Here is a 12,314-nt window from a genome sequence, read left to right on the forward strand (position 1 = left end):
ACTTCAAATATGATGTAAGGCAACCTAAATATTGATTAACAATAATTAGAAATAATCATAAAAAATAAAATTTACCGCCCAACACCCACTATTCAAAAAAACCATCCTTAATAGGGTGGTTTTTTACGTTTCACTTCAAATAATCTAAAATCTTCCCATCCTAATTCTTAACCAGTATAAATGTTTGGTTAGTTGCAAAACCAACAAATTCGAGATTCAGTGTAATGCTCCCTGTACAAGTACCAACACTTCCTACACCGATTACATCAATAGGAATTCCATAGTCAAAAGGCTCATTAACCTTCATGGTGGCACTTCCAGTGGAAGGATCAATTGTAACTTCCATATACGAAGTGCCTGTATTTGCAATGAAGGGATTGTTTGTCGATAAAATTCGGAACGTGAAGTTTGAAACAAATTGAACTGGCACTACATCCCCAGGTACATAATCTACCCAAACATCTTCTACAACGGTATAATTTCCGTCAAATAATGAGGCATCTGCAAGTTCACAAAAAAACTGTGCAGAATACGCAAAAGGAGAATTAAAAAATGAACCGTTTAGTACAGTTCCAGCAGCCCTATTGGTAAACTCTCTTCCATCGGTTAATTTGGCTGCTAAGCGAATATTGAAAGAGTCTGCACTGTCATAATCACCATTTTGAAGACCTAGTGCATTAAGAGCCTCCGACAAAGAAATCGAAATATCTCCTCGAGGTAATCCAAAGGGACCAGTTGAAAAAGTTGAAGCCGATACGGTCTTTACCAAAGTTTCATTTTCTCCAATCCCATCATTGATAAAAGTCATGTAAATATCAATTTCTGATAGAAGTTCGCCATTTTCAGCATCCTGTACTTCCAAAGTGACACTCCATTCTTTAGCGGGGTCAAAAAAATCAAATGTAGAGCTGTTTACAGATATTGTTCTGAGAACAACGCCATTTGGGGTAGTTGCAAGTACTTCCTCCACTAATTTTTCTTCAGAACTGCAAGAAAAAAACAGAATGGACAGAGTCAACAGGTAGATATATTTTTTTAGATTTTTCATAATTTATGATTTATAGAACATTGTTTTGGTAATTTAGTTGGCCATTGGAAATGACGGCCCGCTTGGATTAGTGTCCCAGAACACCTGGACCTCTACATTAGATTTTTGAGAGATATTGGAGTTTGAGTTCACCGCTTGATTGGGATAGAACATAGATCTAGGAAAATTTCCAGGATTAGGTTCCCGATTTGGTTGAAGGGTTGCAGGATAGCCTGTTCTCCTATAAAAATTATACACTTCTATTCCGTTACCGTAGTGGGAAACAAAATAGTTCTCTCCAAAAATATTCCACTGATCTGTACCCGACGCTGCTGCAAAGGAAGCAACTACACCATTTACGAAATTCGCAATATCAGAATCGCTTGGCTCCAATGATAGATCGGAATTGGTATCATTAGAGGCTAAGCTTCTTACTTTGGCAATTTGTTTAGTCAAGCCAGCCTCAAAAAATATTTGAGCTTCACTTACATTACCTTCCAAAAGGGCAATTTCCGCTCTCCAGAAGTCAACCATAAAAGCGTCGAGTATTGGTGTAATTCCGTTGCCTCCAGCTCCTAAAGATGCCACATTGGAAGATTGTCCAACTGGACTAAAACTGCTATCATCAAAGCGTCCACCTACCGGATAAACCCCCCATGTCGATCGTAATAGACCATCTGGCGGGGTGCCTTCATCATCACCATGGTCACGACCCCAATAACCATTAGGCAAGCTACAGAAAGTAAACCCTCCATCCACATAGTGTGCTGGCGCAGTTTGCAAAGAACAACGAATAGTTTGTTCGTTAGGTTCAATCTCTTGTCCGGGAACCTGGGCCGTTTGACGATAAAAATAATACCTTATTCTGGGATCATTATTGATTTGCATTTGGTTCATTAACCAGTTGGAGGTATAATCCGAACCACCGGTAGGCGCATAATTTAATCCATATCTGGGATGTCTATTGTCTGGCAAGGCTGCACTGGTTCCAGGCCAATTCCAGTCAAAATCATCAGACGAATCCTGAATGAAGGTTCCAGAAGCCACAATCGTTTTGAATTCATCAATTGCACCAGGATTCACAAGTCTTGTCTGCAATAACAATTTCAATTTTAATGTATTAGCTGCTTTTACCCATTTTGAATAGTCATTTGCATAAAAGAAATCTGTTGGTGGATCTGCTGATGCCGAATTAGTGAAATTAACAATTGCCCGATCTAATAGCACAAAAGCGGTATCGTATACTGATGCGCCACTATCTAAAACAGGGTTTAAGATTTCAGGGGCCCTTACAGCTTCTGTATAGGGAATATCACCAAAAAAATCTACCAAGGAAGAGATAATATAAGCTTCTATGAACTGAGCTATCCCCAAATGTCTGGTCAGGCCAGCTTCTTCCGCGGTGGGGGTCATAGTCCGAATATCGAATAGAATCCCTTGATATGCATTGATCCACTCATCATCAAAATCACTATCCTGATAGGCACTGGCATAATCCCTGCTTCGCATTTGCATGACCCTTGTAAGTTCCATTCCCAAGGGAGAAAGACCATCACCATTTTGAAATCCCCCCGTAACAAATCCATCACCTGCATCTCCATTTGCATCCCCGTCTATTTGTCTTGCAAAATCTTCTTGAATTGAATTTAGAAAGAAATCGGGAACCGCCTTATCAGGGGTCAAGAAATTGGGGTCTTGTGTAAGGTCCAGCTCCGTTGTCTCGCAGGAAAACAATACCATCAAAGAAGTCATAAGACCGAATATTTTGTATCCTATAATATTTTTCATTTTTCTATCTTTTTTATTTTTAGAATGTTGCTTTTACGCTGAATCCGTATCTTCTTGAGCTTGGACCGTTTAGAAAATCAAACCCAAAACCATTACCTACACCTGTTCCGGAAACATTTGGATCAAAGTTTGCGCCATCTGGGGTATTAATGGCATCATACCATAGGTTGAAACCCGACACGGTAAATGATAGCGATCCAAGTGGAGTCCTATCTAAAAATTTCTTAGGAAGTGAATACCCCAACGATAATTCTTGTAATCTTATAACTGTGGCATCAAATACCTGTAGTTCTGAGGGTCCATTGAGGATATTATTGAAAAAATAATCTGAGTTATTGATTTGGACATCGTTGATACGGCCATCGCTAGCCTGCACACCTTGAAGAACAAAGGTGTTTTCTCTATCTATTGTCTCCACAATCAGGCCTCGACCCAGCAAGGTAGAAATAGTACCGGAATATATATCCCCCCCATGAGTATAGTTCAATTGAAAACCCAGTGTGAAATTCTTGTAGGAGAAGGTGTTGATTATGTTCGCAACCCAATCTGGGTTTGGGTCTCCAATAACTCCATCCTGTGGATCTTGCACATAATCTCCAATAGCATTTATCACGAACTCTCCATTAGCATCCCGAAGGATTCGAGAACCATAAATGACCCCTAAAGGCTCTCCCTCTATTGCTGCATTGCCCAAGTTGCCAAATCCAGAATATACTATCAAGTCAGTATCTTGACCAAGATCAGTCACCTCACTTTCATTGGCAGTAAAATTAAAATTGGTCTTCCAATCAAAATCACCTTCTGCATTGCCTCTAAATAGATTAAGTCCTAAATCTATTTCTATTCCTTCTCCTTTTATCTCTCCAACATTGGTGTTTGTTTGAAAAAACCCCGAGGAGGGATCCAATGGCTGCGATACAATTAAGTCACTAGTTATTCTCTTATAAACCGACACATCCAGTGTTACTTTTCCACTGTACCAACGTGATTCAATACCAGCTTCAATCTCGTCTACCCTTTCTGGTTTAAGGTTTGGATTACCGAGTGTTAAACTGGTTGTGTTGGTTACTATATTAGTTCCGGTATCGTCCTGAAAATCCTGAGTGTCTAAAACCAACCTGTTTGCCACAGGATAATTATCAGAATTAGCATCAGGAAATCCAGCTGAGGTACCATAACCTGCACGAAACTTAAGGTAGTTTAGTATTTTGTCGCTCTTCAATCCATCAATAGCAGTTGTCGGCACGAAGGAAAGGCTCGCGCTAGGATAGAAAAGAGATCTATTTTCTTTTGTTAAGTTGGATACCCAATCATTCCTTCCAGCTAGAGTTAAAAAAACATAATTGTCGTAATCAAATTCCATTTGACCGTAAAGTCCCACAAGATTTCTCTCTGAAGACCCCTGGATCTCATTTTGATTTAAGAAGTTGAAATGTTGCAGCACCCCAAATGCTTGTTGGGCGTCACTTGCGACTCCTTGTTGTTCAAATAGCTCTCTTCTGGAATTAACTCCTATGTTAAAGGTGGTTCCTATCTTTTCGGTAAGGTCATAATCACCATTGATCGCAAAGTTGTGGTCCCATATCGTATTTGTATTGTTCCAAGTCTCATAAATTCCACTGGCCAATCTTGGCTGCGGAACATTACCGTTCACGCCTCCCTTGTTTTGATAGTTCAAGTTGTTTTCACTATATACATCAATCCCAGCACGATAGATAACATTCAGATTATCATTCAATTCATACTGAAGTGATGCTTGTCCAAAAATCCTATTGGTTTCTTGCTCAGTACCGGCATTGTTTACTGTCCAAATTGGGTGTTGTATATCATTGCCATTGCGGTAGTAAATACTGCGCCCATCGATAGGGCTCTGGAACGGGAGACCAAGCACATCAATACTACGTGGGGTAAAGAATAGGTCACCGAATACAGAAGATCCAGATCCAGTCGCCCCATTGCCCTGACTTAAGGCCACAGGGGGAGAAACGAATTTTGTCCTGGCAAAGTTTAGAGTTCCAGTAACACTGAATTTATTGCTGAGCAATGCACGACCGCCAACTCCTAAATTGTTTCGGTTAAGACTATTGCCCGGAGTGAACCCATTATCCTTCAGGTACCCATAATTAGCATTATACGAAACTTTCCCACTTTCTGAAGATCCACTAACATTGATTGAAGTATTGATAACGCTTCCTGTTCTGAAGAAGTTCTCAAAACTATCATATGGTTGCCATTTATATCTTGCACCAGAAAATTCAGGAAAAGCCTGCTGACCCGCAGTGGATGTAGAGTAAGGGTGAGGTAGCGTGCCTTGGTCATCGAAGGCTGAACTATTGCCCCAACCCGCCACACCGTCTCTATCAAAGCTTGGGCCCCAGTTACTGAAGAACCAACCAAAGGATTGGTCAAAACCTCCACCATATTGATCCTGATAATTGGGTGTAGAGGCTATTTCATTGAAGAAAAAGGAAGAGTTTAGAGTAATTTCGGTTTTCTTAGCTCCTTGTGCACCGCTACCCGTCTTTGTAGTAATCAGTATCACTCCGTTTCGACCTAAAGAACCATAAAGGGTTGCGGCAGCCAAACCTTTTAGCACATTCACACTCTCAATACTATTAGGATCTAAATCCAAAAACCTGCTGGAGCCATTATTGCCATTGATAAAATCTTGTCGCTCCCCTTGCCTACCTGAGGTATTGGTGTCTGCATTAAATGGCACTCCGTCCACAATAAAGAGAGGTTGATTACTTTGGCTGAAAGAATTGAATCCCCTAATTATAATATTTGTACCTGACCCTGAAAGACCACTTTGTTGAGTAATGTTGACACCAGAGGCCTTACCTAATAAGACTCTTCCAATATCCCCTTCGGCTCTTTGTTCAATTTGTTCGGATCCAACTTCTGCCACAGCATAACCAAGAGCTTGTTTTTCTCTTTTGATACCCAGTGCAGTTACTACGACCTCTTCCAGTGTCTGGGTATCTTCCTCCATCTGGACATTAATCGTATTTCCCGCACCGACCAACCTTGTAGTGCTCCTTTGTCCTATATAGGTATATACAAGGGTTTGACCCTCACTCGCTCGTATTGTGTATGCTCCGTTAAAATCGGTTTGGGTTCCCTCAAGGGTACCTTGAACGACTATGTTTACGCCTGGTAATGGTATCCCATTTTGGTCCGTTACATTACCGGAAATTAAATTGTCTTGAGCTATGACGTTTATGCTCATTAATACAAAACCCCACAAGAAAAGGGGAATCCTTAATTGTTTTCTCATTTTAAATAGTTTGAGTTATTTGAGTTAGATAATCACGAATGTATTGTGATGTTCCTCACTATTAGGGCGGAATGATTTAAGTGCTACGGATTTTGATTTGAATAATTGATAAATCGCTGTGTAGCTATCTATAGAGCGGTTTCAAACTACATTCAGGTGTTGAAGCTTTTATATCATCAAAGCTTTAAACTACTCTATAAATGATTTCTATCAACACATATTGATGTAAGCATCAATATCATGATTTAAGCGAATTCCTATTATTTCTGCGTTGTCCTTTTATTCTTAACTTGTATAAAAAAGTATGTTCAAATACATAATTTGAAAAGATGATAAAGGGCATTATTGTTGATGACGAACCTATTGCAAGAAAAAGAATATCAAATCTTATAAACGATTTCAGTGATGAACTGGTTCAAATAAGTGCAGAATGTGGCAATGCAGAAAATGCAATTAGTTGCATCAACAAGATTCAACCACAAATTATCTTTCTTGATATTAAAATGAAAGATATGACCGGGTTTGATGTAATACGAAAAATGAAGGTAAAGGCTCCCCCCGTTATAATATTCACAACAGCTTATGATCAGTATGCTCTACAAGCATTTGACTTCTTCGCTTTTGATTTTCTATTGAAACCGTTTAAAGATGATAGATTCTACCAATCCTTAAGGAGGTCAATAGAGCATATAAAAAAGTCAAATGCCAATCTTTATGAAAAAAAGCTAAATGATTTGATATCCTATGTGAAGGCCCCCAATGCCAATCAATTTTACTCAAAAAAAGAACGGCTTCTTATAAAATTGGGAAATAAAGCTACTATCATAAATACTAATGATATCAAGTACATTGTTGCAAATGGCTACTATGCTGAGATATTTACCAATCAAAAGAAATATGTATTAAGAACCTCTCTTACAAAACTTACAAATCAATTGGACCCCAATTGTTTTATTAGAATTCACCGTTCGACCATAGTAAATATTAATATGATTCAAGAAGTAGTCTTTTCAGATTATGGTGAGATTGATACCAAAATGCTAGATATGAAACTATTTAGGGTAAGTAAATCAAATAAGAAAACTTTCTTGAGCAAACTTGGAGCAGAATGAAAAACCAAGCACTTAAATATTCAGGGTATATAGATAAAAAATTAGTGCTATTGATGATTTACTTCTATACATCATTTTCTCTTGTCTCTTTACTCAAGGTTGGATACTTAAAAGTTAATGGAATGGAGTATTCAAATAGGACTTGGTCCTCGATATTGAAATTTCATCTACTTGATTTTTTTGTTGTAATATCCGTAATGACATTGTTGACAATTATTATTAGATATGTGATTATAAAGCGTGTGAAGTTTTTATATGTTATTCTTTTACATATATTTTTATCTTTTATGATGGGCCTGCTCATACTTATCGGATTGAGTTTATTGCACAACCTTTTTGGCATGGACTATTACTCTGATTTTAGCATCCAGGGAATTCTTACCTATATAATAAGGTATATCGATGTCACATTTCCAATATATTTTTGTCTTACTGGAGTAATCTACATTTATTATTACTTAAATGAAGTAAAGGAAGCTAAATTGAAAGAAGAGATCATAAAAAATCAGTTAAACGATAGCAGAATCAGTGCTCTTCAATCTCAGCTACAGCCACATTTTTTTTTTAACACATTGAATACAATATCTGGTTTAATAGAAGTTAATCGCAAGGAAGCGCAAAATACCATAGGAGATTTTGGGGAACTGCTTCGAATGATTCTTGACTTAAGCAAAAAGCGTTTCATTTTACTTGAAAAAGAGATTGAGCTTATGGACAGGTATATTAAAATTGTAACGGTCCGATTTTCAGATCATATTGAATTCAGAAAAGAGATAGATTCTGATATAAATTCTCTACTGGTGCCTAGCCTATTATTACAACCTATTGTGGAAAATTGTGTAAAACATGGATATTCAAAAAATCATTTGAACTTAAATATCTTAATAAAGATTACTCGTTGCAGCGGTAAGATTAAAATTATTGTCGAAAATAATGGCAAACCAATGAGTGGAAATTTCGATAAGGTATTGACCAAAGGTATGGGCTTGAGAAACATAAAAGAAAGATTGGATTCATTATATGCAGGTAATTATCAATTTGAACTTTCGAATAGAACTGCTTTAAAAGGAGTCAGATATAAACTGCTTTTACCAATATCTTAAAAAGTCTAATGGTAATGCATTTAATAGGGGTAAAACCGCACATGGGCCATTTGAAACTGTAGACACCCCAATCTTTGGTGAAGGTTAGAATGAAAGTAAGTTAATTGTACCAATAGGTGTTTTAACCAAAATAATATGGATTCAAGTATAATACATTTTCAACAAGCTTCAAGCTTTCACGTAATAATCATTCTTTGAAAACAAATATTTGAAGAACATTCTGAATTGGGAAATAAACTGTGACTACATCAACTAAAAGTGTGCTATTATGATAATAAATCAAGAGACACTTTTGACATGGAAAAGACAAGGGAAATTGAACATTGTTTGAGATGGAAGTTCAAACTAAGGGTACTGGAATTTGCAAAGGATTATGGCAAGGTCAAGGAGACCTGTGAAATGTTCAATGTGAGCAGGAGCACTTGCTTCAATTGGAAAAGAAGGTTTGATGAACATTGTGCAAAGGGTCTTTTAAGGAAAAGGAGAGAAGCTGATACCTGCCCCAAGAGAATTAATCAAAGAACAGTTGAACTGATGTTGAACCTTAGAAAGGAATACAAACTTGGCACATGGTGTATCAAATGGTACTTGGAAAGATACCATGACATCAATGTCTCCGAATCAAGTGTCTGTAGAACCCTGAAAAGGAATGGCGTAAAACCACTCAAGCGGAACATTGCCAAGAGGGCCATGGGACCGGCACGATATGCCAAGGAAACCTCGGGACACCATGTCCAAGTGGATGTCAAGTGCTTGGTCTTCCACACCAACGAAGGAAAATAGATAAAACGGCACCAGTACAGGGCCATTGACGATTGCACATGTATCAGGGCATTGAAAATATATGAAAGGCACAACCAATCAAGCTCCATTGACTTTATGGATTACGTGGTCGACAAGTTCCCGTTCCGTATCCATACGGTCCAGACCGACAACGGGCACGAGTTCCAATCCAGGTTTAACTGGCATGTAAAGGACCTTGGCATGGAGCAACGTTATATAAAGGTAGAAAGACCACAGCTCAACGGAAAGGTGGAGCGGTCACACCTCACCGACAAGAAGGGGTTTTATCAGCTACTGAACTACTCTGGAGATGTGGACTTGAACAAAAAAATAAAGCAATGGGAGGACTTTTATAACTTTGATAGGTACCATGGTGCATTTACAGGAAAGACACCCTATGAAATCTTAATGCATCACTTGAAAAAATAAGGTTTTGGTGCCATTTTAGCTAAAGTAGCGCAGTACTAGTTTATGCTTATCACCCCAATGGCAAAGGAGTTTAAGAAAAGAAACAGGAATAAGCCGATGAATTGAAAAAATTAAATGTAATAATTGTTTTATTCATTCGTCAATTATATATACTAGAATTATGAATGTAGCAACTTTTGGTGATGTCTCCTTACTGTTAAATGCATTGGGTGCGGGAAATGGTTTTCTATTATTCATCATGTTTCTAAGACGCAATAGCAGAAAATGTAGCTATTTAAACCTTACCATTTCGTTAATTTTTCTAACCTTCTCGATTATAATATTAAACACCATTATTAATAGTGCAGGTCTATCTCACTTCTTCAAAACTTTTGAAGATTTTAGCAATGCCATTAATTTTACCTTGTCACCTTTATTGTTCATTTATATAAAATCCCTTAGTGAGAATGAAAATTATTTAAAGGCAAAATCTGTTCATTTTGTGCCATTTTATCTGTGTATTACTATACTTCTTTGCTCCTTGATTTCCACAACTGAAATTGCTCTTTTTCTTAGAAGTCGAGTTCTCGACAGTACAGCATTAAAAGTGATATGGAATCTCCATTTTTTGACTTACATTCTACTACCCCTGAAGCTCCTAAACAACAATAGAGTTAAAGACTTGTTTTTGCCAAAACTGCTGATATTTGGGGTTGGGTTAATTTGGCTTTTAAATTTGTCATTATTTGTTTATTCTAGGGTTATTGAGCCTGTCAATCCAATTGTTAGTCTAAACATTGCATTGGGTTTTACTCTAATTATTGTGTGGTATTCTTTTAAAAAATTAAATTCAACCTCAAATAATTATGAGCAGGGTAAATATTTAAATATCAATTTAAATGAACAATTACAATATCAAAATATCGACAAAGTAATATGGGAAAAGAAATATTTCAGAAAACCCGGATTGAACATCAGAGAGCTGTCTGATATTCTTGAAATACCATATTTTAAGTTAAGTGCTCATCTAAACAATGTTCACCATAAAAATTTTAATGAGTATATCAATTCCTACAGAATCAAAGAAGTCGTTCATAATCTTCAATCAAATCTACATTACAACTATACAATTGCCGGGCTTGCCAAAAAATCAGGATTTAAATCCACCTCCTCTTTTTACGAAGCGTTCAAGAAAGAAACAGGGACTACACCTAAGGATTTCATAAAACGCAGATTTTAATTGTACTCATATATCCGTATTTGCAATTACGGATGCATCCTTTTTTTAATGGTCAACCATTGTTGCTAATATTGTTCTAGCAAAGTTGACCACTTATGAAAAATTCCTTTTATCAAATCCGGATTATTTCCATTCTTGTTCTCATCATCAGCAGCATAGGTATTCTGAAAGCACAAGTAAAATATGAAGTGCAGCTTAGCGACTACTCAAAAATTCATGTTATTGCTTATATGGAAACTTCCGAAAATCGTCTCTATATGCCTATTCAAATTCCAAACGACTTGCCAAATGGTCCGGCCAGTTTTGTACGGAACTTAAATATTCATGACCAAAACGGAAATGTTGCCATTTTAAACGCTTTTAACAAAGAAGATTTTTATGAGTGGCATCTCGAAAATCATGAAGAAAAGATTGTTGTGGAATATGATCTTCTGATTGAGCATTATTTGTATAATCGGCCATTTGGGTTGGAGGAAGTTGCTAATCGAGAAGAAGACGGGGTTATGATCATTGGAAAATATCTTTTTATAATACCCTCTTGGGATGAAGGCAATTCGAATAATGTTGAATTTATTTTGCCTGAATCCTGGAAAGTTAGTACTGCTCGGACGAATAACAATTCACAAATGAAATTCCAAAGGGTTAAAGGAATTGATTTACGTGAAAATGTAATTTATATCGGCGAGCACAAAGAAGAGACTATAAAAATTGGTGGGGTAAACTTAAGGGTCATTATAGGAGCATCTCTGGAAGCCAAAAGAGAGACAATCCTTTACTACCTAAAACCAAATATGGTTGCAATTAGAGATTTGTTTGGTGGAACACCGAGGGATTATTACCTAATCGTTTTTAACGAAGGGGAGATTGCCGGCGGAGCCTTTAATCAGAGCTATAGCATGTTATTTGAAAAACCTATTAGTGATAACAGTTCGGTGCTATGGGGACATGGAATGATACATGAAACATTTCATCTGTGGAATGGGAGAAATTAATTCCAAAAGAACAAATGGAATGGTTTAGAGAAGGCGTCACCGAATATTTAAGCATACAAGTGCAAGCTTTAAATGGTTCAATGTCAAAAAATACCATTGAGAAGAAGATTGAAAATTCATACAGAAGATATTTTTTGTCTACCGTAATGGGGCAAAGTATGTCACTCCAAAGGGCAGGTGACAACAAGCACAAGAACAGGATGAAAGTCTATGGTCTTGGAACATTTTTTTCTCTAATACTTGATATTGAGATTAGAAGTGCGAATGTAAACAAAGCCGGATTAAGAGAGGTACTACGTAGTATGTATCAAGATTTTGCTATGAAAGACAAAATGTACAGCTTGGAGGATATAATCAAATATGTAAACAAGGTCGCTGAAATCGATTTGACATTATTATTTGACAAATATGTTATGGGCACGGAGATACTAAATCCTAAAATGCATCTGGCTAAAGCAGGATTACAAATTACAAAAATGTATGATGAAACATACATAGCCCCATCTGGGAAGGCAGATAATTTGGCGAAAAAAATAAGAAGGTCAATTTACAACTACTAAATAGCACATCTTTCCTAATTGTAA

At 37.1% G+C, this 12,314-nt stretch carries 10 protein-coding genes; 7 read left to right on the forward strand and 3 right to left on the reverse strand.

All coding sequences use genetic code 11. The features are described 5' to 3' along the window. Positions 1–160: 160 nt before the first annotated feature. Genes GTQ34_RS14445 through GTQ34_RS14455 form a run of 3 tightly spaced genes read right to left on the reverse strand, consistent with a single transcriptional unit; the run spans position 161 to position 6,092 of the window. On the reverse strand, positions 161–1,048 hold the full coding sequence (locus GTQ34_RS14445) for a hypothetical protein (RefSeq protein WP_166524519.1): 888 nt from the start codon (positions 1,046–1,048) through the stop codon (positions 161–163). A gap of 33 nt (positions 1,049–1,081) precedes the next feature. Then, the gene (locus GTQ34_RS14450; RefSeq protein ID WP_166524520.1) at positions 1,082–2,815 is read right to left on the reverse strand and encodes a SusD/RagB family nutrient-binding outer membrane lipoprotein; all 1,734 of its coding nucleotides are present in this window, start codon (positions 2,813–2,815) and stop codon (positions 1,082–1,084) included. Positions 2,816–2,834: 19 nt separating this feature from the next. Beyond that, on the reverse strand, positions 2,835–6,092 hold the full coding sequence (locus GTQ34_RS14455) for a SusC/RagA family TonB-linked outer membrane protein (protein ID WP_166524521.1): 3,258 nt from the start codon (positions 6,090–6,092) through the stop codon (positions 2,835–2,837). A gap of 329 nt (positions 6,093–6,421) precedes the next feature. Between GTQ34_RS14455 and GTQ34_RS14460 the strand changes: the two genes are divergently transcribed. The 7 genes from GTQ34_RS14460 to GTQ34_RS14485 all read left to right on the forward strand — a co-directional run bounded on the left by GTQ34_RS14460 (position 6,422) and on the right by GTQ34_RS14485 (position 12,290). Beyond that, positions 6,422–7,204 (forward strand): LytR/AlgR family response regulator transcription factor, encoded by a 783-nt coding sequence (locus tag GTQ34_RS14460; protein WP_208103903.1) that lies wholly within the window; start codon positions 6,422–6,424, stop codon positions 7,202–7,204. Further along, positions 7,201–8,307 (forward strand): sensor histidine kinase, encoded by a 1,107-nt coding sequence (locus GTQ34_RS14465; protein WP_166524522.1) that lies wholly within the window; start codon positions 7,201–7,203, stop codon positions 8,305–8,307. Before GTQ34_RS14460 ends, GTQ34_RS14465 begins: the two co-directional genes overlap by 4 nt. A gap of 297 nt (positions 8,308–8,604) precedes the next feature. Further along, entirely contained in the window at positions 8,605–9,090 is a 486-nt protein-coding gene (locus tag GTQ34_RS17040) for a helix-turn-helix domain-containing protein (protein WP_417936291.1), read from the forward strand. A gap of 96 nt (positions 9,091–9,186) precedes the next feature. Continuing rightward, positions 9,187–9,519 (forward strand): integrase core domain-containing protein, encoded by a 333-nt coding sequence (locus GTQ34_RS17045; RefSeq protein ID WP_417936292.1) that lies wholly within the window; start codon positions 9,187–9,189, stop codon positions 9,517–9,519. 160 nt (positions 9,520–9,679) lie between these two features. Next, positions 9,680–10,738 (forward strand): helix-turn-helix domain-containing protein, encoded by a 1,059-nt coding sequence (locus GTQ34_RS14475; protein ID WP_166524523.1) that lies wholly within the window; start codon positions 9,680–9,682, stop codon positions 10,736–10,738. Between the two features lie 95 nt (positions 10,739–10,833). Next, positions 10,834–11,730 (forward strand): M61 family metallopeptidase, encoded by an 897-nt coding sequence (locus GTQ34_RS14480; protein ID WP_166524524.1) that lies wholly within the window; start codon positions 10,834–10,836, stop codon positions 11,728–11,730. Next, complete coding sequence (locus GTQ34_RS14485) at positions 11,712–12,290, forward strand: hypothetical protein (RefSeq protein WP_166524525.1); 579 nt, start codon at positions 11,712–11,714, stop codon at positions 12,288–12,290. The genes GTQ34_RS14480 and GTQ34_RS14485 overlap by 19 nt, the downstream gene beginning before the upstream one ends. Positions 12,291–12,314: the final 24 nt, after the last annotated feature.

Source organism: Flagellimonas ochracea, assembly GCF_009903685.1.
Taxonomy (GTDB): Bacteria; Bacteroidota; Bacteroidia; order Flavobacteriales; family Flavobacteriaceae; genus Flagellimonas; species Flagellimonas ochracea.

Bases quoted from the DNA above. Each gene is read 5' to 3' on its own strand.
- GTQ34_RS14445 (WP_166524519.1), bottom strand. From the start codon at position 1,048: ATGAAAAATCTAAAAAAATATATCTACCTGTTGACTCTGTCCATTCTG.
- GTQ34_RS14450 (WP_166524520.1), bottom strand. From the start codon at position 2,815: ATGAAAAATATTATAGGATACAAAATATTCGGTCTTATGACTTCTTTG.
- GTQ34_RS14455 (WP_166524521.1), bottom strand. From the start codon at position 6,092: ATGAGAAAACAATTAAGGATTCCCCTTTTCTTGTGGGGTTTTGTATTA.
- GTQ34_RS14460 (WP_208103903.1), top strand. From the start codon at position 6,422: ATGATAAAGGGCATTATTGTTGATGACGAACCTATTGCAAGAAAAAGA.
- GTQ34_RS14465 (WP_166524522.1), top strand. From the start codon at position 7,201: ATGAAAAACCAAGCACTTAAATATTCAGGGTATATAGATAAAAAATTA.
- GTQ34_RS17040 (WP_417936291.1), top strand. From the start codon at position 8,605: ATGGAAAAGACAAGGGAAATTGAACATTGTTTGAGATGGAAGTTCAAA.
- GTQ34_RS17045 (WP_417936292.1), top strand. From the start codon at position 9,187: ATGGATTACGTGGTCGACAAGTTCCCGTTCCGTATCCATACGGTCCAG.
- GTQ34_RS14475 (WP_166524523.1), top strand. From the start codon at position 9,680: ATGAATGTAGCAACTTTTGGTGATGTCTCCTTACTGTTAAATGCATTG.
- GTQ34_RS14480 (WP_166524524.1), top strand. From the start codon at position 10,834: ATGAAAAATTCCTTTTATCAAATCCGGATTATTTCCATTCTTGTTCTC.